This is a genomic window from Nitrospirota bacterium (assembly GCA_004296885.1).
Classification (GTDB): Bacteria; Nitrospirota; Nitrospiria; order Nitrospirales; family Nitrospiraceae; genus SYGV01.
In genome coordinates this window covers 293252-319818 of sequence record SCVN01000015.1, presented here as the reverse complement: position 1 = coordinate 319818, position 26567 = coordinate 293252, and the positions used below count along the sequence as shown (strand labels likewise).

Genomic DNA, 26567 nt, shown 5'->3' with positions numbered 1-26567 from the left:
TCGCCAGGGCTTGGGTTCGTTGCCTGCTCGACATGGTGAACCGATGGATGTAGGGGATCATGGCTGAGTCGAAGCGAAATCCAGGCCGTCTGCGCACCCTCCGGGATTCGGTCAAGAAGCTTACCGAACGTCTGTCCGATGGAGAGGCGCCCCCCGTGAGAAAGAGCGACGACGACAGCCGTGAGGTGGAGAAACTCCGGCTCCAGATCCAGACGCTGGAGGAGGAGTTGCGTCGGCTGCAGCAATCCCGCTACCAGGCGGATCAAGTCCACAGACAGAACGAACGGCTGACCGCCACCCTCCAGGAAGCCAAGACCCAGATCGAAGCGCTGCGGGCCGAGGTCGAGAAGCTCACGGCGCCGCCCTCGACCTACGCGATCTTTTCCAGTCTGAACGGCGATTCGACGGCCAACGTGTACGTGACGGGTCGCAAGATGAAGGTCAACCTCCATCCCTCGATCAAGCCGAAGGAGCTGCGTAAGGGACAGGAGGTGGTCCTCAACGAGGCCTTTAACATCATCGAGTCCCGCGGGTTCGACGGGCAGGGAGAAGTGGTCCGCCTCAAAGACCTGCTGGAGGGCCGGCGCGCGCTCGTAACCCTACATTTCGACGAAGAAAAAGTGGCGGAACTGGGCGAGCCGCTGCTCATCGAACACCTGAGTGTCGGGGACCACCTGCTGTACGACCCGCGTTCGGGTTATGTGATCGAGAAACTGCCCAAGTCCGAAGCGGAAGAACTGGTTCTGGAAGAGGTGCCCGACGTCAGCTATGACCACATCGGCGGTCTGGCCAAGGAAATCGAGCAGGTACGGGATGCGGTGGAGCTGCCGTTCCTCCATCCGCACTTGTTTGCCGAGCACAAGCTGAACCCGCCCAAGGGCGTGTTGCTCTATGGCCCGCCTGGCTGCGGCAAGACGCTGATCGCCAAGGCCGTGGCGAACTCGATTGCCAAGAAGTTGAGCCACCTCACGGGCAAGCAACTGCGGAGTTTCTTTCTGCACGTCAAGGGGCCGGAGCTGTTGAACAAGTATGTGGGTGAATCGGAGCGGCAGGTCCGCGAGGTCTTCAAAAAGGCCAAGGAACGGGCGGCCGACGGCAATCCGGTGATCGTGTTCTTCGACGAGATGGACGCCTTGTTCCGCACGCGCGGTTCCGGGATTTCTTCGGACATCGAATCCACAATCGTCCCGCAGTTTCTCTCCGAGATCGACGGGGTGGAGCGGTTGCGCAACGTGATCGTGATCGGCGCCAGCAACCGGCAGGATCTGATCGATCCCGCCGTGCTTCGTGCGGGTCGCTTGGACATCAAGATCAAGATCTCCAGGCCCGACGCCCTATCGGCGCGGGAAATCTTTGCCAAGTATGTGACGGCAGACCTGCCCTTCGCCGCCGACGAAGTGGAGCGGCACGGAGGGGACCGGAGCGTCATGGTGGAGCGGCTGGTCGGGATGACCGTGGAGTCCATGTACGCCACCTCCGAGGAGAACAAGTTCCTGGAGGTCACCTACGCGAACGGCGAGAAGGAAACCCTCTACTTCAAAGACTTCTCCAGCGGAGCGGTGATCGAGGGCATCGTTTCGCGGGCCAAGAAGTTCGCCATCAAGCGGGCCATCGCGACGAACGAGAAAGGCCTCAAGGCGGACGATCTGCTCCGGGCCATCCGGGAAGAGTTCAAGGAGCACGAGGACCTTCCGAACACGACCAATCCGGACGACTGGGCCAAGATCGCCGGCAAGAAGGGCGAGAAGATCGTGCACGTGCGGACGATCACGGCCGGCTCCAACGAATCCCGGAGCATCGAAACGATCAGCACTGGCCACTATTTCTGAGCAGAGCCTGGAGACCCACACCATGATCGTGCCGCGGGTATTGGGAACGGAAACGGAATTCGGCATTGCGGCGCGAGAGCCGGATGCCCTGGACCCGGTTTCCAACTCCATCCAGCTCATCGGCCACTATCCCGGCCTGCCTGCGCCGCACGCTCTCTGGGACTACGAAAACGAAAACCCCTTGCTCGATGCGCGGGGCTTCGAAGTGGAGGGCGAGCGGGAACGACCGGGCCCCGATTACAACCGGCTGCTGAACAAGCTGCTGGTCAATGGCGGCCGCCTCTACGTGGACGGCGCCCACCCGGAATATTCCACGCCGGAGTGCACGAATGCGCGCGAGGTCGTGGCCTTCGAGCGGGCCGGCGAGCGGGTGATGGCCGATTGTCTGAAGGCCCTGGCCCGGGATCGGGGGAGCGAGAAGTTCGTCCTCTACAAGAATAATTCGGATGGCAAGGGGAACAGCTACGGGTACCATGAGAATTATTTACTGGCCCGCTCCCTCTCCTTCGAGCGCATTGTGCAAGTGCTGGTGCCGTTTCTGGTGACCAGGCCCATCTTTGCCGGGTCCGGAAAAGTCGGGGCGGAGAACCAAACGAGTCCGACGGACTATCAGATTTCCCAGCGAGCCGACTTCTTCGAATGTCTGGTGGATCTGAACACGATGGTCAAGCGGCCGATCGTGAACACGCGCGATGAGCCCCATGCCGATCCGGCCAAGTACCGCCGGCTGCACGTGATCGTGGGCGACGCGAACATGTGCGAGCTCTCCACCTACCTCAAGGTCGGAACCCTCTCGATCGTGCTGGAGATGGCCGAGGCCGGCGTGGAATTCCCCAGGCTGGAGTTGGACGAGCCGGTGCGGGCGATCAAAGCGGTTTCGCGTGACCTGGACCTGAAAGGCACGCTGAAGCTGGCGGACGGGCGGGTTACGTCGGCGATCGCCATCCAGCGTGCCTACCTCCGGACGGCGCAGGACTACTTTGCCTGCCACGAACTGCCCCAGGTGACCAAGGACGTGCTGGTGCGCTGGGAGGAAGTGCTGGACAAGCTGGAGCGGGACCCCCTGCTGCTGGTGCGGGAGCTGGATTGGGTGGCCAAGCGCCAGATGATTCGGTCCTACATGGAACGGAAGGGGTGTGGCTGGGATGACCCACGGGTCTTTCTCATGGACCTCCAGTATCACGACGTGCGGCCAGAAAAGGGGCTCTACTTTACCCTGGAGCGCAGCAATCTGGTAGATCGGTTGCTGCAGGACAGCGAGATCGACCGGGCCGAGCGGAACGCGCCCGCCGGCACCAGGGCGTTTTTTCGCGGCAGCTGTTTGAAAAAGTTTCCCCGGCAGGTCTATGCCGCCAGCTGGACCTCGGTGCTGTTTGATGTGGGCAACACCACGATCAAGAAGATTCCCTTGATGGATCCCTTGCGCGGGTCCGAGGCGCTCACGCGCGAGTTGCTCGAGGGGTGCGACTCGGCCGAGTCGCTGCTTGCCAAACTGACCGGCTGATTTCCAACCGATTCGTGCGTGCCGCTCCGTGCCCCGCATGTGGGGACATAGCAGGTGCGGTCTGGAGAAGGAGTGACAGCGGTGTCTTTGACCCCTGACGACCCAGGATCCAGCTTTTTCGATTACCTGATGCGACAACGTCCGGACTTAGTTCCGTCCGGCCGGGCGTGGCCTGCCGTTTCGTCCTTGCCCGACGACAATCGGATGGCCCCGCTCCAGCCCTTGCCTCATGGTACGACGGTCCTGGCGATCAAGTATCAGGGTGGGGTCGTGATCGCCGGGGACCGGCGGGCGACCGAGGGCTATCAGATCGCCGGCCGCCGGATGGACAAGGTGTTCAAGATCGACGAACATTCGGCCATGGCCATTGCCGGGGCGGCCGGTCCCTGCATCGAAATGGCGAAACTGTTTCAGACCGAACTCGAACATTACGAAAAGCTGGAAGGGGTCCAGCTTTCCTGCGAGGGCAAGGCGAACAAGCTGGGCCAGATGATCAAAGCCAACCTGCCGATGGTTTTCCAGGGCCTGGTCGTGCTTCCGATCTACGTCGGCTACGACCAGAAGCGGGACGAGGGGCGGATCTTCAAGTACGACATCACCGGCGGCCGCTACGAGGAATCGGACTATCATGCGATCGGCTCCGGCGGCAAGGACGCGCGCAACAGCATGCGGGAACATTTCCGCAAGGATCTGAGCGAAGCCGACGCGTTGCGGATCGCCTTGTTGGCGCTCTACAATGCCGCGGAAGAAGATGTCGGCACCGGGGGGCCGGATCTGGTGCGTGGCATCTATCCGACGGCCAAACAGGTTTCGGCCGCCGGCATCAAGGACGTGGAGGAGCCGCAGATCGCGACGGTCTATGCCACGCTGATCGACGCCCGCAAGAGGGAGAACTGACCATGCCCTTGCCCTACTACGTCTCGCCCGAACAGATGATGCAGGACAAGGCGGAGTACGCCAAAAAGGGCATCGCCAAAGGCCGTTCAATCATTGCGATGGAATATGAACAGGGCGTGCTCCTGGTGGCCGACAATCCGAGCGCGTCCCTTTTTAAGATCTCCGAGATTTACGACAGCATCGCGTTGTCCGGAGCCGGCAAGTACAGCGAGTTCGAGAATCTGCGCAAGGCCGGCATCCGCCATGCGGACCTCAAGGGGTTCATGTACAGCCGGGAGGACGTGACCGCCCGGTCCCTCGCCAACGGCTACTCGCAGACGTTGGGCACCATTTTCAGCCAGGAGATCAAGCCGCTGGAGGTGGAAATCCTGGTTGCGCAGGTTGGGGAGCTTGGTCGCCAGAACGAAATGTATCGAATCTCTTTCGACGGGAGCATCTTCGACGAGCGGGGCTATGCGGCCATCGGCGGGAAGTCCGAAGCCTTGCAGTCGTTCCTCAAGGAACGGTACAAGGGTGAGCCGCCGACCCTGAAGGCGGCCCTGGCCTTGTGTACGTCGGCCCTCGAGAGCATTACCAATCAGAAACTGCCGCTCGAAGGGATCGAGATCGCGGCGCTGGATCGCACCCGGACCGGCCGCAAGTTTCGGCGTATTCCAGTCAGCGAATCCCGTTTGCTCCTCTCCTGATTGCCGTTTCGGCCCCGGCCGTTCCCACCGGTTTCGTTCACGCGGTTGAAGAACCCTGCCCGGGAGTGTATGCTGAAAGGGCTCGATTCACCGCTGGCCCGACCCGCATGCAACAGCGCATCTTCGGTCTCGAGAACGAGTATGGCCTGATCTTCTCCCCGAACGGCCGCATTTACCTGCCGATGGAGAAGGTCCTGGGGTACATCTTCGAAGGCCTTATTCCCAACAGTTGGCCTTCCAACGCCTTTCTCGTCAACGGCGCCCGCTTTTATCAGGACACCGGCTGCCACCCCGAATATTCGACCCCCGAATGCGACAACATCATGGATCTGGTGGTCCATGACAAAGCGGGAGAACGGCTGTTGGAAGCCTGCCTGCCGGCGGCGGAGGAACGGCTCAAGGAGGAAGGGCTCTCGGGCGAGATCTACATTTTCAAAAACAATACGGATTCGTTGGGCAACACCTACGGCTGCCATGAAAACTATCTCATGCGCCGGGACGTAGATTTCTGGAAAGTCACCGAGCAACTCATCCCGTTTTTCGTGAGCCGGCAGATTTACTCCGGTTCTGGAAAAGTGCTGAAAGTCTCGGGCAAGCCCCAGTATTTTATCTCCCAGCGGGCCCAGCATATCCACGAAAAGACCTCCTCGTCGACGACCTCTTCCCGCAGCATCATCAATACCCGGGATGAGCCCCATGCGGACGCGGAGAAGTACCGTCGGCTGCACATCATCGTCGGCGACTCCAACATGTCTGAATATGCGACGTACTTGAAAGTCGGAACCGCGGCGCTGGTCCTGTCCATGATCGAGGACGGCTTTACCGTGACCGGGATCGAGCTGGAAGATCCCGTGAAGGCGATCCGGGAGATTTCCCGCGACCCGACGCTCAAGAAGAAGGTCAAGCTGGACGACGGCCGCCAGATGACCGCGATAGAAATCCAGCGCACCTATCTCGATCGCGCGCAGGACTATCTGGCCACGCGGGTGCACGATCTGGTGATGGAGGACGTGCTGGCCAAGTGGAAGGACATCCTCGACCGGCTCGAGGAGGATCCGATGCAGCTCTCGCGCGAGGTGGACTGGGTGAGCAAGAAGGTGCTGATCGATCGCTACATCGAGAAGAAGGGCTGCGGGATGGACGATCCGAGGGTCTTTCTCATGGACCTTCAATATCACGATGTGAAACAGACTCGCGGGCTCTACTACCTGTTGGAGGGGCGCGGTCTGACTGAGCGTGCGGTGGATGAAGAGGCGGTGCAGCGGGCCATGTCGGTGCCGCCGCAGACCACCAGAGCCAAGGTGCGCGGCGATTTCATCCGGTTTGCCCGAGCCAAAAACCGGTCCTATACGGTGGACTGGACCTATTTGAAACTCAACGGCTATTGGGAAGAAACGATTCTGTGCATGGACCCGTTTAGTGCGGTCAACCGGCGGGTCGAGGAGTTGATCGCGCAAGTTTCGGGGCTGAGGTTCTACCGATGATGTTCGCGCGACCATATTGGCGGTCGGGGAAGGGGCGTCGCCCGGATCTGTGGGCGATCGTCGCGATCGTGCTGTTGGCCAGCGTGTTCCCCGTGGACTTGTTTCCGGGAGGGCCGCATGGACAGCATGGGGTTGATGGGCAGCTCAATGGCAAGCAGGGGCAGGTTCTGTTGGTCCATGTGCCGGTCAAGGGGCAGCCGGCGGACATCGCTGGCCGGTTCTTAAGCCGGCGTGTGCCTTTCTTCCAGGGCGCATCGGGGCCGGTGGGCTTGCTGGGTATCGACATGCAAGATGCTCCGGGCACGCACGAACTTTCCGTCGAGGTGACCGATGCCCAGGGAAGCAGGCGCTTGAGTTACAACGTGCTGGTCATCAAGGAAAAGTACCCGGTGCAGCATTTGACCTTGCCCAAGGACAAGGTCGATCTGGACGAAGAGAGTCTGGTCCGTGTCAAGGCCGAACAGGAGCAAGTCAAGACGGCGCTGGAGGAAGTCTCCCCTGAGCGTTTCTGGGAAGGGGGGTTCGTTGAGCCGGTCCACGGGACGATCAGCGGTGCATTCGGCCGGGTGCGGATCATTAACGGCCAGGCGCGGAGCCCTCACAACGGGGAAGATATCGCGGCGCCCCTGGGCGCCGACGTCGTGGCGATGAACGACGGCGTGGCGCGCCTGACGGTGGACCATTTCTTCTCCGGCAAGGGGGTGTTCGTCGACCATGGGCTGGGGCTGTACTCCATGTATTTTCACCTCTTGGACATTACGGTGCAGAATGGGGAGCGGGTCAAGCGAGGCCAGGTGATCGGCAAGGTGGGCGCCTCCGGACGCGCCACCGGCCCGCATCTGCATTGGGGGGTCCGGTTGAATGGGGCCCGCGTGAATCCCTACTCATTGCTGGCGCTGTCGGTGGGCCATCCCCTGTCCGCGCGCCAATAGCCGATCAACAGGAAGGGACAACGTGCGTCACGCATCGATCCGGAAACGGGGCGTCACTAGTGCCCTTCTGGTCTGTGTCATAGCGGCCGGTCTGTGGGGCTGTGCCCCGGCGGTGCCGAGTCGTTATCTCAAGCAGGCGGAGCCGGGGGTGACGCTGACAGCACTTAAGATCAACCCGGCTACGTATCGGGGGAAGACGGTGATCTTGGGCGGAGTGATTGTGGAGCAACGGCAGGAGGCCGGCCGGATCTGGCTCTTGATGAAGAATCGGCCGTTGGATGCGGACTATGTGCCTCATCGGGATGCCACGCTGATTCCGTCCGAATCCGCCCTCTACTGGGTGATTGTGGAACAGGACAGTCTGCCCAGGAATTATCGTAATTGGGCCAGGGCGACGGTGGTGGGGTGGATCTCGGACGCGAAACCGCCCAAGCCGGACCCGACACATGATCGCAGCCTTGGTGGGGAGCCCGTGTTGGACGGGCTGTACCTCAAAGGCTGGGGCTACGGGGACGAGGGCATGGATGTCTGGGAAGATAAGCAGGACCCGAACTACATCCAGTCCAATCCGCTCGGGGAGTTGCGACAGTAGGACTCTTCCTGCCGGTTTTGCGGTGCCTCGCGCCGCTCGTTCAGCTGTTCGCCGGGATGCCTTTATTCAACACCGTGGCGGCGGCCCGCGATAAAGCTGCGTCGTGCTGGTGGGAGAGGGCAAAGAGGCGGAACTGCACCAGGCGCGTGGGTAGCAGGTCCAGAAACTCTTCCAACGGCTCCGTGGAGACGCTGCCTGTGCCATGGTCGTAGACGTAGAGAGGAATGCCTCGCTGGTCCTTGGGGTCCGGTCGAGGGTCCAGAGGGGCCATGTCCACCTTGAACGGAATCTGGCGCAGGGGAGCCGGTAGTTCCTTCCTGATCTGTTGCTCGAACTGCTCGCGGCTTGGAAAATCCATGCCTCGTTCCTGGCCTTTTTCTTTCAGCACCGTCGCGTAGGCCATCTTCCACTTCACGTCCCGCCCCAGGATGCGCGCCCATTCCGCGCCGAGCCTTCGCCTGGTTGCTTGCCGGGATGTTCTCCATCCCCTGACCTCTTCCATCAGGGACCAGTCGGTGAGCAACCGGTAGGTCTCCATGTTCTTGCGGGGGTCATGGGGGAAGATCAGGCGCATCGTGTCGCCGAAGATCTCCCGCAAATGGATGTCGATGGCTCTGGTCGTCCGGTGATAGTACACGTTGGAGTAGAGGTACATCCGAGTGTTCAGGAACATTTGCAACGCGGGCAGGCCGGTCTTGTGGATCGTGAAGCCCTTGTGGGTGATCAGGGTATAGTGGATCAGCCGCGTCAAGTCCACGGGGCCGACCGCCACCCCGCACATGTAGGAATCGCGTAGCACGTAATCCAGATTGTCGCCGGTGTAGCTGCCGGAGATCACCGGTTGCAGGAATTTGAGCCATTCCGGCAGCCGCGAATGGTCTTTGCCCTTGTCCTTCAGGATGAGGTGTGCAATCTGATCCGGATCCAGCGTTTCCCCCGTTGCGAACGGCCCGGTCGGGCTCCGGCGGATCTTCCTGATGATCGGCCCGAGGTGCTCCCGGATGATGATTTGCCCGAGCCGCTCGTGCGTCAGGCCCCACTCCTCGAGAAAGTTCTCGTCGAAGAAATGGCAAAAGGGACCGTGGCCGATGTCATGCACCAGGGCCGTCACCCGCAGCAACTCTTCAACGTAGTTGGCCGAGGGGACATGGCGGACCGTTTGTGCAAGGAAGGGGTAAAGGTGGCGGGCAAAGCGGCCGGCCACGTGCATGGTCCCGAGCGAGTGGACGAATCGGCTGTGCTCGGCCGACGGATAGACCCAGCGGGCGCTCTGGAGCTGGGAGATGTAGCGGAGCCGCTGGACCCAGGGGGAATCGATCAGGTCCTTTTCGGTCTGCTCCGTGGAGCCGGATGTTGCGTAGGGAACGGTGAAGGAGATGTATTCGTGAATCGGGTCCGCGATGAGCGCCGTGCCATCGTAGGGGGCGTTGGGAGCGATGGGATGGGCCTTCACGGTGTCATCTTAGCTCAGGCGGGTTCTGAGTGGCAACCGACTCCTGGACGGGGTCGGCGGACCTTCGCGCCCTGGCCTGAACGATAATCCAGTAGGCGACCGGATAGGCGAGCAGAGTGACCAGAAGGCTCAGGAGGATGCCCCCGACGAAAAAGGGCAGCGCATAGGTCTGGATCTGAGCGTAGAGTCCCTCCAACGTGAGATGGCTCCATTGCACCGGGGCCCCCTCCGGCACGCCCATGACGTGAAAGCCGGTCCAAAAGGTGGCGGCCAAGATCGGGACGACGGTCCAGGGATTGTTGACGAAGGCGCCGGTCATCAGGGCCACGGCATTGAGTCGAAACGCCCAGGCGCAGAAGACGGCGCTGATGGTGTGCAGCCCGTAGGTAGGGGAGAAGGCAATGAAGATGCCGACGGCAAAGGCAAGGGCCGTGCGGTGGGGGGATTCGTGCAAGTGCAGGACCTGTTCAAGGTGTGCGCGGATGTTGGCGATGGATACCATGAGACTCCTTCGGGGCTGCTATCGGGCGCTCGACGGTGCTTCAAAATGTCGATAACTGGTGATCGCCAGCTTGCGGGCGGACCCGTCCGGCTCAATGACTGTCAGGCCTCGCTTCTGCGATTGTATTCTGCCGATGCAGGACAGCCGGCAGCCGAACGATCGGGCGAGCCGCTCTACTTTCGTCTTATTCTTGGGGGAGACGGTGACAAGCAGCTCATAGTCCTCCCCTCCGGCCAGTGCAAGCTCGAAGGGGTTCTTGCGGCAGGCCTCTGCATAGTCCAGACAAGCGGGCGAGAGGGGGAGCGTCAGCATATCCAGTTCGGCTCCGACCCGGCTTTGCTTGCAGATGTGCGCCAGGTCGCCCGAGAGCCCATCGGACAGGTCGATGGCGGAGGTGGCCAGTCTGTGTTTGGCCAGGAGTTGTCCGACCGCCAGCCTTGGGGCGGGCCGCAAGTGCCGCTCGGCGAGGTAGCGACGGGCCTCCTTGCTCAGGCTGATGCCGGCGCGATGGGGCCTGCCGTGCGCGTCTTTCAGCAACCGTAGCCCCGCCAGGGAATCGCCCAATGTCCCGGTCACATACAGGAGATCGCCAACCCGTGCGCCGCTGCGGGACAGGGCATGTCCCGGTTTGGCGGTTCCTGCGAGGGTCAGGTTGATGAAGAGGCCCTGACGGGAGGAGGAGGTATCACCGCCGATTAATTCCACACGATGGGGCCGGCAGGCACTCATCATGCCTCGATAGAGCCGGCGGATTTCCGCCTGGGTATGGCCGGCAGGAATGGCCAGCGAGACCAGCAGATAGCGGGGAGTGCCGCCCATGGCGGCGATATCGCTGAGGTTGGCGACGGCGGCCTTGTAACCGATGTCCTCGAACGTGGCCGTGGTTCGGTCAAAGTGGACCCCTTCAGCCAGCAGATCGGTGGTGAGCAAGAAGAGGTCCCCGGACGGAGGGCTCAGGATGGCGGCATCATCCCCGATGCCACGCAACACGGACCGGCCGGTGGTTCCGAACCGGCGGGCGAGGTCTTCGATGAGCGGAAATTCCGCCAGCCGTCCGGCAGAGGGCAGGCGAGAATGGCGAGGAGGCATGTCAACGAACCGGCGAGGAAGATCTGACGGAAGCGGCGGCCACCTTTCTGCCCCGCCCGGATCTGGAGCGAGCGGGCCCTGTCTGCCCCGATTTCCTGATGGCGCCATGCCGTTTGGCGGGCTTGGGAGCCCTTTCCGGGTGGTGCCGCAGCGCAGCCTTGATCACGTCGTCCATCGTCTGGGCGAACACGAGCCGGATCCCTTTCAAGAGATGCTTGGGGATTTCTTCCAGATCCTTCTCGTTTCGCTTCGGCAGAATGACGGTCGACAGTTTGGCCCGCTTGGCCGCAAGAATCTTTTCCTTCAGGCCTCCGATCGGCAGCACCCGTCCGCGCAGCGTGATCTCCCCGGTCATGGCGACATCCCGGCGGACGGGAATGTTCGCCAGCAGGGAGGCGAGGGCCGTGGCCATGGTGATGCCGGCCGAGGGGCCGTCCTTGGGGATCGCTCCGGCCGGGACATGGATGTGGATATCGGTTTTCGCAAAGAGGTCCGGGTTGATGCCCAGCAGCGTTTCCCGCGAGCGAACGTAGCTCAGAGCGGCCTGGGCCGATTCTTTCATCACATCGCCCAAGTGGCCGGTGAGCGTCAGCTGTCCCTTGCCCTTCATCGAAGTCGCCTCGATATACAGCACATCCCCGCCGCTTTCGGTCCAGGCTAAACCGGTGCAAACGCCGACTTCGTCCGTCTCTTGCTCGGACTCCGGCAGGAACTTGGGCACGCCGAGCGACTTGTGCAAGTTGGCCGGCGTGATCTGGTAGCACTGGACCTTCCCCTCCGCTACTTTCTTGGCCACCTTGCGCATGAGGTTGGCGATTTCGCGCTCCAGGTTCCGCACGCCGGCTTCCCTCGTGTACTGGGCAATGACCTGGCGCAAGGCCGGCTCGGTGATCTTGATGTGAGTTTCGGTGATGCCGTGCTCCTTCAGCTGACGCGGAATCAAGTAGCGCTGGGCGATCCCCAGTTTTTCTTCCTCCGTATAGCCGGGGATCTCGATGATCTCCATCCGGTCCCGCAAGGCGGAGAGAATCGGGTCCATGAGGTTCGCCGTGGTGATGAACATGACCTCGGTGAGGTCGAACGGCACGCCGAGGTAATGGTCGCTGAACGCGTGATTCTGCTCCGGGTCCAGGACTTCCAGCAGCGCGGCCGACGGGTCGCCCCGAAAATCCATCCCGACCTTGTCCACTTCGTCCATCATGAACACGGGGTTGCTGGTACCGGCTTGCTTGATCCCCTGGATGATGCGGCCGGGCAGGGCGCCGACGTAGGTGCGCCGGTGGCCGCGAATCTCAGCCTCGTCGCGCACGCCGCCGAGGCTGACGCGGACGAACTCTCGCCCCAGAGCGCGGGCGATGGATTTCCCGAGCGAGGTTTTGCCCACGCCGGGCGGGCCGACGAAACAGAGGATCGGCCCCTTCATCTTCTCTTTCAGTTTTCGGACGGCCAGGTATTCGAGGATACGTTCTTTGACCTTTTCCAGGTCATAGTGGTCTTCGTTCAAGACTTTCGCGGCCGCCTTGATGTCCAGATTGTCCTTGGACCGTTTGCTCCAGGGCAGATCCACCATCCATTCCAGATAGGTCCGGACCGTGGCCGACTCGGCCGTGTCGGGATGCATCTTTTCGAGTCGCTTGAGCTGCTTGTCGCACTCCTTGAGCACCTTGTCGGGCATCTTGGCGTCTTTGACGCGCTTGCGGAATTCGGCGATTTCCTCCGCCCGTTCGTCCAACTCGCCCAGTTCTTTTTGGATGGCCTTGAGCTGTTCGCGCAGGAAGTATTCCCGCTGCGTCTTGTCCATCTCTCCCTTGGCCTGGGCCTGGATCTTCTGCTGCATGGACAGGACTTCGACTTCTTTGGCGAGAATCTCGCTGACCTTCCGCAGGCGGGCGATGGGGTCTTCCACCTCCAAGACCTCTTGGGTGACTTCCACCTTCAGGCCCAGGTTGGAGGCGATCATGTCGGCCAGCCGGCCGGGGTCTTCCAGGTTCTCGATCACGACCATGACGTCGGGCATCAGGGTCTTGCCGAGCCCCACGATCCGTTCGAGCTGCTCCTTGACCGTCCGCATTACGGCTTCCGATTCAAGCGACGTCCCGACGGGCTTGGCCTCGGCCAGTTTCGTGATCCGGACCGAGTAATAGGGATCGGTCTGGATGAAGCTCTGAATCTTGCCCTTGGCGAGGCCTTGCACCAGGATTTTGATCCGTTCATCCGGGAGTTTGAGCATCCGCATGACGATCCCGATGGTGCCGACCCGGTGGATGTCTTCCGGCTGGGGATTTTCGACGTCCAAGGCCTTCTGGGTGACCAGGAAGATCATCCGGTTCCCGGCCAGCGCCGCTTCAATGGCCTTGATCGACATGTCGCGGCCGACAAAGAGGGGCAGGACCATGTATGGGAAGACGACGATGTCCCTGACCGGGAGCAGGGGCAGCTGGTCCGGGATCTCGACGTTCTGGGGTTCGGACTCGGTCGGTTCTGCTGGCATCGCTGGCATAGAGTCAGACCCTCATGGATATATCAAGTGTGGAGACGACCGGAGAACGGGCGGCTCTGCAGCCTGTCAATCAACTACTTGTCACTACTTGCTTGAGGTAGCGCGCGAATGAGGGGCCTAGCGTGGGATTCTTCAGCGCAAAATCTACCGTCGCCTTGAGAAACCCCAGCTTATCGCCCGCATCGTGCCGTTGTCCTTTGATTTCCTGCGCGTAGATGGACGCTTTCCTGGTCAGGAGGCGCAATGCATCGGTCAACTGGATCTCGCCGTTTTTCCCAGGTTCGGTTTCCTCCAGGCAGGCAAAAATGTCCGGAGACAGGACATAGCGTCCGATGACGGCCCATTGTGAGGGGGCGTCGGCCGGAGCCGGTTTTTCGACCAAGTCGCGCACGCGATGCAGGCCGTCGGCCAGGGGCTCGGTGGCCACAATGCCATAGTGACTCACCTCGGGCTTCGGCACTTTGAGGATACCGATGACCCCGCCGTTGCCTTCGTCGTAGACTTGGATCAACTGGCGCAGCGCCGGGACTGGGTGGTCGATGACCTCGTCGCTGAGCAGTACGGCAAAGGGTTCGTTGCCGATCAGGTGTCGGGCGCAGAGGACGGCATGGCCCAAGCCCAGGGCCGCCGCCTGCCGCACGTAGCAGAAATTCGCCATTTCTGAGATGCGGCGGATGTCCTTGAGCAGTTGGGATTTCCCGTTGCCCTTGAGGTTTTCTTCCAGCTCGAACGACCGGTCGAAATGGTCTTCAATGGCCCGCTTCCCGCGGCCCGTGACGATGATGATGTCTTCGATGCCTGACGCGACGGCTTCCTCGACCGCATACTGGATGAGCGGTTTGTCCACCAGCGGGAGCATCTCCTTGGGGGAGGCCTTGGTGGCCGGAAGAAAGCGGGTTCCCAGGCCGGCGGCGGGAATAATGGCTTTCCGAACGGCGACGGACGACATGCTGTGGATACTATGGGAAGCATCCAAAGAAAGTCAAGGAAACGGGAGGGCCAGGATCAGGCGATAGGCCTGTGCCAGAGCGGCGAATTTCTCTTTACATTACGCCGGCCTGCCCCTATAATTCCTGAGATTTTTCAAACTCTTTTGCCGAGTCGTGGCCGGTCTGAACGGTGGGGATTGCCGTGGCTCCCACAGGCTCCGCCTGAGGTTCAGGCAAGCAGGTTTTGTCGCGCCATGATGGCATCAAGCAATACGGTGGTTGATACGCACATGCCTCGCAGGGGCGTCCCTGCGTCCATATCCGTGGCGGTGTCTGGCGATCAGCCGGTTTGTGCGGAAAGGCTGCAGTGACCAATCGGTTCGGGACTGGTTGGATTGGTCTTGTGGCGATGGCAATCGTCACGCTGCTGACTCTTTCCTCCGGTTTCGTGCAAGCCCAGGACAGTGCGTTGAAGGTCAAGGCCATCGACGTCCGCGGGAACAAGCGCATTGAAACCACAGCCGTGCGCGGCCGGATCACCCTCAAGGCGGGGGACCCGTATACAGCCGAATCCATCCGTGCTCAGATCCGGCTCATCTACGAGATGGGGTTTTTCGAGGACGTCCAGATCGAAACCGAGCGGGTCATCGGGGGCGTCACCCTCACGTTCGTCGTCCGGGAAAAGCCGTTCATCACTGAGATCGTGTTTGACGGCAATAAACAGTTGAGCGACGACAAGCTGCAGGAGAAGACGACGATCCGGAGCCAGTCGTTTCTGGACCAGCAACAGGCCAAGGAAAGCGCGGAGAAGATCAGGCTGGCTTACCAGGAGGACGGCTATTACAGCGCGCAGGTGATTCCGATCATCCAGACATTGGACGAGGACCGGAAGCGACTGACGTTTTTCGTCAAGGAAGGCGATCGGGCCAAGGTCAAGAGCGTGATCTTCGACGGCGCGAAATCCGTCACCAAGAAAGAGCTGTTCAAGACGATGGCCACCCGCGAGTGGATCTACCTCCTTTCCAATTTCACGGATGCGGGGATTCTCAAGCGGGAAGAGATGAATAACGACGTCGAGCGGATCAGGGAGGTCTACCTGAACAAGGGGTTCCTCAACATCCAGGTGGGCTTGCCGACCATGGAGCTGACGCCGGACAAGAAGTGGTTCATCATCACCTATCCGATCGTCGAGGGCGAGCCGTTTACGGTGTCGGAGGTCGGGTTCCGCGGCAACACGGTGTTCGAGGAGCCGGAGCTCATGGTGGGGTCGAAAGTGAAAACCGGCGAGGTCTTCCAGCGCGCCAAGGTCAGGGATGAAATCACCCGCTTGACCGAGTTGTACGGGGGGAAGGGCTATGCGTTTACGGATGTGAGCCCGACGGTGACACCGGACCAGGACAAGAAGACCGCCCGAGTCCTTTTGCACATCAAGGAGGGAGAACTGATCCGGATCCGCGAGATTCAGATCACGGGCAACGACAAGACCCGCGACAACGTCATCCGCCGCGAGCTACGGCTGGACGAGCAGGACGTCATCGACACAGTGGCGATCAAGCGGAGCTTCCAGCGGCTGAACAACCTCCAGTTCTTCGAAACCGTCGAGATTTTGCCCAAGCCGGTGGATGCCGACAAGGTGGACCTGGATGTGAAGGTCAAGGAGAAATCCACCGGCCAGTTCAGCGTCGGCGGCGGGTTCAGCACCCTGGACCAGTTCGTGGCCGTGGCCGATATCACCGAGGGCAACCTGGGCGGCAATGGGTATTTGGGCCGGATCAGAGGCCAGTTGGGGCAGCGGCGCAGCTTGGGGATGATCACCTTCCGCGACCCCTACTGGAACGACTCGCTGACTTCCATGCAGGTGGATGTCTACAGTTCGGTTACGAACTACCTGACCTACTTCGAAGACAAGAGCGGCGCCAGCGTCACGCTCGGGCGATGGTTTTCCGAGTATACCTCCGCCAGCTTCGCCCTGTTCGCGGAAAAACTGCGGTTTTACGAGCCTCAACCGGAAGCGCCGGAAATCATCTTGCTGCAGATCGGCCAGCAGACCACGACCGGGTTCCGCAGTTCGGTGGCCCGGGACTCCCGGGACTATTACATGGACCCTCGGTCCGGGATGCGCAATGCCATCAACTTCGATCTGGGGACGCCCTACCTGGGCGGCAGCAACAACTATGTCAAGTATGCTTTCGATACGATCTATTACGTCCCGTTGCCCTACGATATCCGGAATGCCTTTCGTTTCCGGGTCGGGGCCGCCGAAGGGTTAGGGAACAAGCCGATCCCGCTGACTGAACGGTTCTTCGTGGGCGGCATCAACACCATGCGTGGCTTCCAGTTCGGCCGAGCCGGGCCATTGACCTCCGCCGGCACGTTGGTCGGCGCGAACCGCGAGTTGATCTTCAACTACGATTTTATCTTCACGGTCTCGGCGGAGGCCAAGCTCAACGCCGTGATCTTCTTCGATTACGGAAAGGGCTTTGCAGATGGCGAGTCGTTCAACTTCAACCTGCGCAAGTCGGCCGGGTTGGAGGGACGCTGGATATCGCCTTTCGGGCCGTTGCGTGCAGCCTATGGGATCAATCTGGCGCCACTGAAAGAGGCGCCTGGCCAGCCGGGTGAGAGGAAGGGTGTCTTCGAATTTTCCGTCGGCAGTCTGTTCTAATAGCTTGCGCAGGAGAATCTGATCAATGAGAGGGCATCGCATGATTCGTTCCGGCCCGTTTCTGGCCTTGGTCTTGGTGGGGGTTGCCGGTTGCGGGACCGCCGGGACGATGCAGTCGGCGACCAAGATCGGCCTGGTCGAATTCCAGAAGGTCTTCACCGACACCACGCTCGGCAAAAAAAATCTGGATTCGCTGAATTCGTTCATCAAAAATCGTGAGGCGCTGGTCGAGTTGGAGGAAAAAGAACTCAAGCGTCTGCAGGAGGACTTCACCAAACAGGCCAGCGTGTTGAGTGAAACCGCCAAACGGGAGCGGGAGGAGCAGTTTCGCCGCCGCGCGGCGGAGTTTCAGCAGAAGGCCGGTGAACTCAGCCGCGAGGTGCAGGAGAAGCAGAAGGAAGTGCAGGAAGGGTTCAGGGAGAAGGCAGATCGGGCGGTGGCGAAGGTGGCGCAACAACTCGGCTTGCTTGTCGTGTTCGAGAAGGGCCGCGGGGCGCCGGTCCCTTACAGCGATGCGTCGCTGGATATCACCGCCAAAGTTATCGACGAAATGAACAAGGCAACGCCGTAAGTAGGGCCATAGGCAATGGGGAACGTCACAGGCCGGTGGAGGGTGAAAGGAGTGGGTATGAGGCGAGCAGGGTGGAGCGCGCTGGGGGTGGTGCTGACGCTGGGCCTGGCCGGGGCAGGCGAGGCGGCTGATACGATCAAGGTCGCGGTGGTGGATCAGCAGGCGGTGGTGGAGCGGAGCGTGGCCGGGAAGCGGGCTCTGGAGACGCTGAAAGAGTTTTCGGTGAGCCGCCAGCGGATTCTGGCCGCCGATAGCGAGGAGATGCAAGGGCTCGAAAAGGACTTGCGCGAGTCCCCTCCGAACCTCAGCGAGGCCGCCAAGCGGGACAAACAAGAGCGGTTTCGGGTCAAGTACGAGGGCTACCAGCGCCGCCTTCAGGATTTTCAGCGCGAAGTCCAGACCAAGCAAAAAGAGCTGGACGCCGAGTATCAGAAGAAGATCAAAGAGGTGGTCGGCGACGTGGCGCAGAAGCAGGGGTTCACGGCCGTGCTGGACAAAGGCAGCGACGCGACGCTCAAGATCGTCATTTACGCCCAGCCGGCCGTTGATCTGACCGAGGCCGTCCTCAAAGAATTCGACCGGAGGTACAAGTAGCATGGCGACGACGGGAGCCGGAGACGAGGCGGGCAAGACCTTGAACCACGACGAGATTCTGGCCATCCTTCCCCACCGCTATCCGTTCCTGCTGGTGGACCGGGTGAAAGAGTGGGAGGCGGGGCAGCGGATCGTCGCGATCAAGAACGTGACGATCAACGAACCATTTTTCCAGGGACATTTCCCCGGCCGTCCGATCATGCCGGGTGTGCTGATCCTGGAAGCCCTGGCCCAGGCCGGGTGCGTGCTGTCCTTGAAGTCTGCGCCGGCCGGCGGCCGGCCGGTGGTCTATCTGACGGGGGTGGACGGCGCCAAATTCCGCCGGCCGGTTGTGCCGGGGGATCAACTGCGGTTGGAGGTGGAGGTGCTGAAGAAGCGTCCCCCCTTCTGGAAGATGCACGGCAAGGCCTATGTGGAGGCCGATGTGGCCTGCGAAGCCGAGATGACGGCCATGGTGACGGAAGAAAAAGACGTGAAGCGTGACACGTAACGCGTGAAGCGCACAGTCCGGGATGAGCGACGGAGACAAGCGACGTTACTGAGGAGGCGAACGAGTGCAGATTCATCCGACGGCGGTGGTGCATCCAAAGGCTGAATTGGGGCCGGATGTGGAGGTCGGGCCCTATTGTGTGATCGGCGAGCATGTGCGGATCGGCCGGGCCACCCGGCTGGTGTCACACGTGGTGGTGGACGGATGGACCGAAATCGGCGAGCGGTGCACCGTATGGCCCTTTGCGTCGATCGGAACTCCGCCCCAGCATCTGCACTACAAGGGCGAGCCGACCCGGGTTGTCATCGGCCACGACAACGTGCTCAGGGAGTACGTCACGGTCAATCGTGCCACGGTCGAAGGCGGGGGGCTGACGAAACTGGGCAACATGAATTTTCTCATGGCCTATTCGCACATCGCCCACGATTGTCTGCTTGGCAATCACATCATTATGGCGAACTCGGCGAATCTGGCCGGCCATATTACCATTGGCGATCACGCGGTTATCGGCGGCTTGGCGGGCATTCATCAATATGTGCGCATCGGCGACTATGCCATGGTCGGCGGGTGTGCCGCCGTCGCGCAGGACGTGCCGTCGTTCACGCGGGCCAGCGGCGATCGGGCCAGGCTCCACGGTCTGAACTCCATCGGGCTGCGGCGCCACGGGTTTTCCGCGGAGCGTATCCGCGGACTGAAACAGGCCTATCAACTCTTGTTCCGGTCCGGGCTGCGGCTGGCCGAAGCGGTGAAGCAGGTCAAGGAGGAGTTCAAAGACCAGCAGGATGTGATGGCTCTGGTGGCGTTTCTGGACGGGTCCAAGCGGGGTATTTGCCGCTCGCTCAGCAAGGACGAGGAGAACGAGGAGTAGCCCGTGCCAGAGGCCTACGCTCAGAGAAACGCGCCGCAGGCGAAGGGAGATTGCATCGGGCTCATCGCCGGCAACGGGCGGTTCCCCATCATCTTTGCCGAGAACGTCAAGCGGCTGGGCTACACGGTATCCGCCGTGGCGCATATCGGGGAGACGGAGCCCGAGTTGGCGCAGTACGTGGATCGAATCCACTGGATCAAAGTCGGCCAGTTCAACAAGCTGATCGAGGCGCTGAAGGAAGACGGGGTGCGGCAGGCGGTGATGCTGGGTGGCATCAGTAAGACGCACGTGTTCACGACGGTCCGGCCGGACCTCCGGGCGCTGGCGATTTTCGGCCGCCTGAAGCATTGGAAGGACGATGGCATCCTGCGCGAATTTGCGGCGGAGCTGGAGCGGGAGGGCATTCAAATCCGCGAATCGACCTTCGGCCTCACCGGGGTGCTGATGGAGGAGGGGGTGCAGACGTCCCGTCAGCCCAGCGAACGGGAGTGGGAGGATATTCGTTACGGCTGGGACGTGGCCCGGGAGATCGGCGTGCTCGATATCGGCCAATGCGTAGTCGTGAAAGACCGGGTTGTCGTTGCGGTGGAAGCGGTGGAAGGAACGGATGAGGCGATCCGGCGCGGCGGGACTCTGGCGAAAGAGGGAGCGGTGGTGGTCAAGCGCTGCAAGCCGCAGCAGGACCTCCGGTTCGATTTGCCGGCCGCCGGCCCCAAGACCATCGCCGCCATGCAGTCGGTCAAGGCGTCGGCGCTGGTGTTGGAGGTTGGACGCAGCGTCTTGTTGGACCGGGTCGAGATGTTGGCGCAGGCGGAACGGGCGGGGATCGCCGTCGTCGGGCTTGCGGGTGAGCCGAGACCGTGACACCGTTACGGGTCGGGGTCATCGGGGTCGGACACCTGGGCCAACACCATGCCCGCCTCTACGCGAGTCTGCCCGGTTCCCGTTTGATCGGCCTGGTGGATGCCGATGCACCGCGGGCCGCGTTGATTGCGGGTCGGCACGGCGCATCCGTGATGGCGGATCTGCCCGCGCTGCTGAAACAGGTGGAGGCGGTCAGCGTCGCGGCGACGACCTCGGCCCATTACGAAGTCGTCAAAGCCTGTCTTGAGGCCGGGGTCCACGTTCTGGTGGAAAAACCCATCGCCGTCACGCCGGTTGAGGCCTGGGAACTGGTCGAGCTGGCGCAGCAACGGAAGCTGGTGCTGCAGGTCGGCCATATCGAACGATTCAATCCGGTCATGCAAGCCATGCGTCCTCACATCGGGAAGCCGGTCTTCATCGAGTGTCACCGGCTGAGCCCGTTCGGCGAGCGGGGCACGGATGTGGACGTGGTGCTGGACCTGATGATTCACGACTTGGATCTGGTCCTCTCCATGCAGCCGGGGCCGGTCGAGGACATCCGCGCCGCCGGCGTGCCGGTCCTGACGTCGAGCAATGATATCGCCAACGCCCGGATCGAGTTTCAGAGCGGCTGCGTCGCCAATCTTACGGCCAGTCGCGTCTCCACCTCCCGTATGCGGCGGCTCCGGCTGTTTCAGCGGGACGCCTACCTGTCGGTGGATTTCCAGACGCGCCAGGGCATGGTCTGCCGCCGGCGAACCGGGGCGGGGGAACGGCCCGTCCTTGAAACGGAGTCGGTCAAGGGAAGCGAGGACGAACCGCTGAAGCTGGAGTTGGAGGCGTTTCTTGTTGCCTGCGCGACCGGACAGCCGCCTCCGGTCACCGGAGCGGACGGGGCTGCAGCGTTGGACTTGGCATATCGGGTGTTGGATGCGATCGGGGCCTTCGCGCAGCGCCACCATGCACCACGTGAGGGGTGAAGGGTTGGGAGAAGGACATGGATCAGTCAAAGGGCCGTGGCGATTCTTACGCCTGAGGCCTGATGTCGCACGGTTGTCGCCATGCCGCGGATTCTGATCGTTACGGGCGAGGCTTCGGGGGACTTGCATGGGGCCAACTTGGCTGTGGCGTTGAAGGCTCAACGACCGGACCTTGAGCTGCTCGGAGTCGGGGGAAGCAAGATGGCCGCGGCCGGCGTCCAATTGATGAAGGGCATCGAGCGGCTGGACGCGATGGGGCTCCCCGGGCTGGCTCAGCTCCGGCAGGCGTTCCGCACGTACCGTACGCTGGCGCGCTTCTTCAAGGAAAACCGGCTGGACGCCGTCGTGTTCATCGACAATCCCGGGCTGAACTTGCGACTGGCCCGAGCGGCCAAACGGGCCGGGCATCGGACCATCTACTACATCGCTCCGCAGATCTGGGCCTGGCATGCCAGCCGGATTCATCTGATCAAGCGGGTGGTGGATCTGGTGCTGGTCATCCTGCCGTTCGAAGAGGCGATCTACCGGCGCGCCGCGGTGCCGTGCCGGTTCGTGGGGCATCCGGTGTTGGACGCGGTCGCGCCCGCCTATGACCGGTCCGACCTGCGTCGGCGCTTCGGGGTCGAACCGGGCGCCCGGGTCGTCGGGTTGTTGCCGGGGAGCCGGGAGCGGGAGGTGCGCGACTTGTTTCCGGTCATGCTCGAAGCCGCCTCCCTTCTAAACCGATCCGGCCTGCCGGGCGGTCCGCTCACTTTTCTCCTGGCGCAGGCCTCCTCGGTGTCGTCCGGGCTCATCGACGAGTTGATCGCCGGGGCCGGCGTGAAGGTGCAGGTCATCCGGGATCAGCCCCATGAGGTGATGGCGGCGTCCGACCTGCTGCTGGCCGCCTCCGGGACGGCGACGTTGCAGGCGGCGGTGATTGGAACGCCCACGGTGCTCCTGTATCGGACCACGTGGTTGACCTACCGGGTTGCGCGGGCACTGGTGAAGGTCCGGTGGATCGGACTTGCCAACCTGGTGGCGGGCCGGAGCATCATGCCGGAGTTGATCCAGTACGACGCGACGCCCGACCGTCTTGCGGAGGAAGCCGGTCGGCTGTTGTCCGACGAGGAGGCGAATCGAGCCATGAAGGATGCGTTCAAGGAGGTCCGGGCCGCGCTCGGCACCCCGGGCGCCTCCAGACGCGCGGCGGAGGCGATTCTGGCGGAGTGTTCGCCATGAAGGTGTTTGTTCGGCTCATGCGGTACCTTGTCCGCTACCGGGTGAGGCTGGGTGCGGCCTTTGTCTGCTCGGCCCTGGTGGCGGGCCTGTCGGGCGCCTACGCCTGGCTGGTCCGTCCGGTTCTGGACGACATTTTCATCAAGAAAGACGAATGGATGCTCATGGTGCTGCCGGTCGCGATCCTGGCGGTGGCGGCGCTGAAGGGCCTGTTCAACTACGGGCAAAGCTACCTGATGAACTACGTGGGCACGCGCGCGGTGGCGGATATCCGTGAGGAGCTGTTTCTCCATCTCATGCGGCTGCCCGTCGGCTTTCACGATGCCAATACCTCCGGCCGCCTGATGTCCCGCGTCTTCAACGACGTTAGCCTCATGGCGAATGCCGTCGCCGGCGTGCTCAAGGATTTGTTCCAGCAGGGACTGACGTTTTTGGCCATGCTGGGGGTGATCTTTTACCAAAACTGGAAGTTGGCGGCCGTCTCGGTCGTGGTGGTGCCGATTTCTTCGTTGACGATGGTCCGTATGGGAAAGCGGCTGAGGGGATTGGCGTCGAGCGGACAGGAACAAGTCGGGAACATGACTTCCTCACTGCAGGAGTCGTTGACCGGCATCCGAATCGTGAAAGCGTTCGGTTGCGAAGAGGCCGAGACCGACCGCTTCGCGCGCAGCAATAAAGCCTATCTGCGTACGGCGATGAAGGCGATTCAAGTGTCCTCTCTGGCCTCCTCGCATATGGAAGTGATCGGTGTGGTGGGCGTGGCGGCCATCATCTGGTACGGCGGCTATCTGGTGATCCGTGGAGCCATGACGCCGGGGGCGTTTTTTTCGTTCCTGGCCGCGATGTTCATGGCCTATACCCCGATCCGGCGCCTGGCCGGGGCCAACAATACGGTCCAACAGGCCTTGGCCGGAGCGGAGCGGGTCTTCGCCGTGCTGGACCTGGAAACGGAGCAGGCGCGGGATCGGGGGCGACGTGAACTCTCCGCCATCAACCGGACATTGGAGTTCAAGGGGGTGACGTTTCAGTACGAGGGGACCGACAGGCCCGCCCTGGCCGGGATCGACTTGACGGTCAGGGCCGGGGAGATCGTCGCCCTGGTCGGCAGCAGCGGGGCTGGCAAGAGCACGCTGGTCAGCCTGGTGCCGAGATTTTACGATCCCACGGAGGGCGCCATCCTGCTTGATGGTCAGGATATCCGGGGCGGCACGCTGGCGTCCCTGCGCCGGCAGATCGGAATCGTGTCGCAAAGCACGGTCCTGTTCGACGATTCCGTGCGGAACAACATCGCGTATGGCCGGGCGGATGCGACCGACCGGGAGGTGACGGAGGCGGCAAAGGCAGCCTACGCGGACGAGTTCGTCAGGCGTCTGCCTGAGGGCTATGCCACGCTGATCGGGGAGAACGGGGTCAAGTTGTCGGGCGGCGAGCGGCAGCGGCTCGCCATCGCCCGCGCCATTCTTCGAGACCCTCCGCTTTTGATTCTGGATGAAGCCACGTCCTCCCTGGATGCCGAGTCCGAGCGGATCGTGCAGCTGGCGATGGCCAACTTGATGAAGAACCGCACGACGCTGGTAATCGCCCACCGTCTGGCGACGGTGCAGAAGGCCGATCGGATCGTCGTGCTGGAGCGGGGCCGCCTCGTAGAGGCCGGCTCGCATGAGGAGTTGCTCCGGCACGGAGGGCTGTATAAGCGGCTCCATGCCATCCAATTCAGCGAAACAACGATGACCGCTGAACGATGAACGTGAGAACGGAAAAGAAATTCATCTTCCATTCAGCATTCAGCACTCATCATTCGACATTGCTTGTATGTTGAACTGGTTGAAATTGAATCTGCTCCCGCCCATCGGGGCCGCGCTGGTCCGGTTGCTGGGCAAGTCTCTGACGATCAGAACGGAAGGGGCGGAACCGATGCTGGCTCTGTATGCGCAGGGGCAGCGCTGTATTTTTGCCTTCTGGCACAGCCGCCAGCTCATGATGCCGTTGGCCTATCGGGGCTCGCAGATCTACATCTTGATCAGCCGGCATCGGGACGGAGAGTTGATCCGGCGCATTGTGTCCCGGTTCGGTTTCCGTTCGGTCCGGGGTTCGACGACCAGAGGCGGGGCGACGGCGCTGCGCGAGCTGGTACAGCTCGGCCGCTCCGGGGCGGACCTAGCCATCACGCCGGACGGGCCCAAGGGGCCCAGGCAGGTGGCGCAGATGGGGGTCATCCATCTGGCCAAGGCGACGGGCTTGCCGATCGTCCCCGTAACCTTCAGCTGCTCAAAAAAAAACTCTTCGCGAGCTGGGATCGCTTCATGGTCCCCTATCCGTTCGGGCGCGGGCTCTTCCGGATGGGGGAGCCGATCCGGGTTACGGGACAAGCCTCGGCGGACGAGATGGAAGCCAAGCGGCGTGAGTTGGAATCGGTGTTGAACCGGTTGACGGCCGAAGCCGATGAAGACGTACGACGTGAGGCGTGATACGTAAGGGGCAGGCGAAAGAGAAGGCAAAAGGGACCATCTTTCCCTTCACACCTGACGCTTCATCCCTCACGAGAAGAACCATGTGGTACTTCCTCTATAACGGGCTCCTGCTCCTGGCCTCCCCCGTGATCCTCGCGATGTTGCTGGCCAAGCCACGGTGCCGGCGCGGCTTGCCCCAGCGGCTGGGACTGGTTCTGCCCGGTGGGGTGTCGGCCGGCCGGCCGTTGCTCTGGGTCCATGCCGTGTCGTTGGGAGAAGCGGTGGCCGTCGCGCCGCTGGTCAAGGCCTTTCATGCCCGCTACCCCGCCTATCGGATCATCGTATCCACCGTCACCGAGACCGGGCGGGAAGCGGTCGAGCAGCGGCTGGCGGGGGTGGCCGACCATTGTTACGCGCCGCTGGACTTTCCCTGGGTGGTGGCCAAGATGGTGCGGCACCTCAATCCTTCCCTGTTCCTGTTTGTCGAAACCGAGCTCTGGCCGAATCTGCTGCGGCAACTGGGACGCAGCGGCATTCCGGCTGTCCTCGTCAATGGCCGGCTGTCCTCGCGCTCCTTCGGCCGATATCGGTTGATCCGGTCGTTCTTGCGCCAAGTGTTGGGAGCCGTCACCGCCTGCCTGATGCAATCGGATCGGGACGCCGAGCGTATGGTGGCCTTGGGCGCGCGGCCGGATCGAGTGATGCGGATCGGGAACATCAAGTTCGATCAGCCCTTGCCAGGCGAGATCAACGGCCCCGGCGCTATATCTCGGGCGGTGCTGGGGCTGGCAGAAGGCGAAGAATTGATCGTGGCGGGCAGCACGCACCCAGGCGAGGAAGAAGAGCTGCTCACTGCCTATCAGACGTTGGTCCGCGAGTTCTCTAAGCTAGTGCTCGTGCTTGCGCCCCGGCATATCGAACGGGCGGCGGAGGTCGAAGCCGCGGTCAAGGGCATTGGACTCACGGCTCTGCGGCGGAGCCTGTTGAGAGCGTCTGCGGTCACGCCGAGCCTGTCCGGGCCGCGGGTGCTGATTCTGGACACGAGGGGCGAATTGGCATTGGTCTATCGCGAGGCGGTGCTGGCTTACGTAGGCGGCACGCTGGTTCCGGTCGGAGGGCATAATCTCTTGGAGCCGGCCGTTTGGGCCAAGCCGGTATTCTTCGGTCCCTTCACGGACCATTGCGCCGAAATTGCGACCCAATTGAGCCGGGCCGAAGGAATGGTGCCTGCCAGGAACGGAACGGAGTTGGCCAAGGCCATGGCGCAGCTGCTCAGGCGCCGGGCTGACCTCCAGAAGGTCGGGTTGGCCGCGCAACAGGTTGTGAATGAGAACCGTGGAGCCCTCCGACGCAGTTTGGATCACATCGGCAAGGTGCTTGACACAGGTATTGGGACGAGAGGCGCCGGGGTGTGCGGTCCTTCCGCCGGCTTGGTTCGCAAGGATGCTCTTGCCCCTCTGCCGGGAGAACGAGGAGGGTGAGGGGCCGGGT

23 protein-coding genes are annotated in these 26567 nt (G+C 62.1%); 18 read left to right on the top strand and 5 right to left on the bottom strand.

Going from position 1 to position 26567, the window contains the following annotated elements; all coding sequences use genetic code 11:
- Positions 1-59: 59 nt before the first annotated feature.
- The 7 genes from arc to EPO61_08700 all read left to right on the top strand — a co-directional run bounded on the left by arc (position 60) and on the right by EPO61_08700 (position 7924).
- On the top strand, positions 60-1829 hold the full coding sequence (gene arc / locus EPO61_08730; protein ID TAJ08971.1) for a proteasome ATPase: 1770 nt from the start codon (positions 60-62) through the stop codon (positions 1827-1829).
- Positions 1830-1851: 22 nt separating this feature from the next.
- On the top strand, positions 1852-3333 hold the full coding sequence (locus EPO61_08725) for a proteasome accessory factor PafA2 (protein TAJ08970.1): 1482 nt from the start codon (positions 1852-1854) through the stop codon (positions 3331-3333).
- A gap of 129 nt (positions 3334-3462) precedes the next feature.
- Positions 3463-4230, top strand: a complete 768-nt coding sequence (prcB, locus tag EPO61_08720) for a proteasome subunit beta (protein ID TAJ09017.1) — start codon at positions 3463-3465, stop codon at positions 4228-4230.
- Between the two features lie 2 nt (positions 4231-4232).
- Positions 4233-4916, top strand: a complete 684-nt coding sequence (gene prcA, locus EPO61_08715; GenBank protein TAJ08969.1) for a proteasome subunit alpha — start codon at positions 4233-4235, stop codon at positions 4914-4916.
- A 107-nt stretch (positions 4917-5023) separates the two neighbouring features.
- Positions 5024-6400 carry a Pup--protein ligase gene (pafA, locus tag EPO61_08710; protein TAJ08968.1) on the top strand — a complete coding sequence of 459 codons (1377 nt, stop codon included), beginning with the start codon at positions 5024-5026 and terminating at the stop codon, positions 6398-6400.
- A complete protein-coding gene (locus EPO61_08705) occupies positions 6400-7332 on the top strand; it encodes a M23 family metallopeptidase (GenBank protein ID TAJ09016.1) in 933 nt (310 codons plus the stop codon). The genes pafA and EPO61_08705 overlap by 1 nt, the downstream gene beginning before the upstream one ends.
- On the top strand, positions 7277-7924 hold the full coding sequence (locus EPO61_08700; GenBank protein TAJ08967.1) for a hypothetical protein: 648 nt from the start codon (positions 7277-7279) through the stop codon (positions 7922-7924). The genes EPO61_08705 and EPO61_08700 overlap by 56 nt, the downstream gene beginning before the upstream one ends.
- Positions 7925-7964: 40 nt before the next feature.
- On the opposite strand, the gene EPO61_08695 is transcribed toward EPO61_08700, so the two are convergent.
- From EPO61_08695 to galU, 5 genes are all read right to left on the bottom strand, one after another.
- Positions 7965-9377, bottom strand: a complete 1413-nt coding sequence (locus tag EPO61_08695) for an HD domain-containing protein (GenBank protein TAJ08966.1) — start codon at positions 9375-9377, stop codon at positions 7965-7967.
- Positions 9378-9381: 4 nt separating this feature from the next.
- Positions 9382-9870, bottom strand: a complete 489-nt coding sequence (locus tag EPO61_08690; GenBank protein ID TAJ09015.1) for a DUF2062 domain-containing protein — start codon at positions 9868-9870, stop codon at positions 9382-9384.
- A 27-nt stretch (positions 9871-9897) separates the two neighbouring features.
- Positions 9898-11076, bottom strand: a complete 1179-nt coding sequence (thiL, locus tag EPO61_08685; GenBank protein ID TAJ08965.1) for a thiamine-phosphate kinase — start codon at positions 11074-11076, stop codon at positions 9898-9900.
- Positions 10970-13459, bottom strand: a complete 2490-nt coding sequence (gene lon, locus EPO61_08680) for an endopeptidase La (GenBank protein TAJ08964.1) — start codon at positions 13457-13459, stop codon at positions 10970-10972. Before lon ends, thiL begins: the two co-directional genes overlap by 107 nt.
- A gap of 79 nt (positions 13460-13538) precedes the next feature.
- Positions 13539-14417, bottom strand: a complete 879-nt coding sequence (galU, locus tag EPO61_08675; protein ID TAJ08963.1) for a UTP--glucose-1-phosphate uridylyltransferase GalU — start codon at positions 14415-14417, stop codon at positions 13539-13541.
- Between the two features lie 389 nt (positions 14418-14806).
- Here galU and bamA point away from each other — a divergent pair, with 389 nt between their 5' ends.
- The 11 genes from bamA (at position 14807) to EPO61_08620 (ending at position 26557) form a co-directional block, all read left to right on the top strand.
- A complete protein-coding gene (gene bamA, locus EPO61_08670) occupies positions 14807-17062 on the top strand; it encodes an outer membrane protein assembly factor BamA (protein TAJ09014.1) in 2256 nt (751 codons plus the stop codon).
- 25 nt (positions 17063-17087) lie between these two features.
- The gene (locus EPO61_08665) at positions 17088-17633 is read left to right on the top strand and encodes an OmpH family outer membrane protein (protein TAJ08962.1); all 546 of its coding nucleotides are present in this window, start codon (positions 17088-17090) and stop codon (positions 17631-17633) included.
- Between the two features lie 15 nt (positions 17634-17648).
- Entirely contained in the window at positions 17649-18227 is a 579-nt protein-coding gene (locus EPO61_08660; protein TAJ08961.1) for an OmpH family outer membrane protein, read from the top strand.
- Position 18228: 1 nt separating this feature from the next.
- Positions 18229-18717: a 3-hydroxyacyl-ACP dehydratase FabZ gene (fabZ, locus tag EPO61_08655; GenBank protein TAJ08960.1), complete on the top strand. Its 489-nt coding sequence runs from the start codon at positions 18229-18231 to the stop codon at positions 18715-18717.
- A 64-nt stretch (positions 18718-18781) separates the two neighbouring features.
- A complete protein-coding gene (locus tag EPO61_08650; protein ID TAJ08959.1) occupies positions 18782-19585 on the top strand; it encodes an acyl-ACP--UDP-N-acetylglucosamine O-acyltransferase in 804 nt (267 codons plus the stop codon).
- A gap of 3 nt (positions 19586-19588) precedes the next feature.
- Complete coding sequence (locus EPO61_08645; protein ID TAJ08958.1) at positions 19589-20449, top strand: LpxI family protein; 861 nt, start codon at positions 19589-19591, stop codon at positions 20447-20449.
- A complete protein-coding gene (locus tag EPO61_08640; GenBank protein TAJ08957.1) occupies positions 20446-21408 on the top strand; it encodes a Gfo/Idh/MocA family oxidoreductase in 963 nt (320 codons plus the stop codon). The genes EPO61_08645 and EPO61_08640 overlap by 4 nt, the downstream gene beginning before the upstream one ends.
- An 81-nt stretch (positions 21409-21489) precedes the next feature.
- Complete coding sequence (locus tag EPO61_08635) at positions 21490-22629, top strand: lipid-A-disaccharide synthase (protein TAJ08956.1); 1140 nt, start codon at positions 21490-21492, stop codon at positions 22627-22629.
- Positions 22617-24371 (top strand): lipid A export permease/ATP-binding protein MsbA, encoded by a 1755-nt coding sequence (gene msbA / locus EPO61_08630; protein ID TAJ08955.1) that lies wholly within the window; start codon positions 22617-22619, stop codon positions 24369-24371. Before EPO61_08635 ends, msbA begins: the two co-directional genes overlap by 13 nt.
- Before the next feature lie 67 nt (positions 24372-24438).
- Complete coding sequence (locus tag EPO61_08625) at positions 24439-25047, top strand: DUF374 domain-containing protein (GenBank protein TAJ08954.1); 609 nt, start codon at positions 24439-24441, stop codon at positions 25045-25047.
- Positions 25048-25177: 130 nt separating this feature from the next.
- Positions 25178-26557, top strand: coding sequence for a 3-deoxy-D-manno-octulosonic acid transferase (locus EPO61_08620; protein ID TAJ08953.1), 1380 nt, complete (start codon positions 25178-25180; stop codon positions 26555-26557).
- Positions 26558-26567 lie beyond the last annotated feature (10 nt).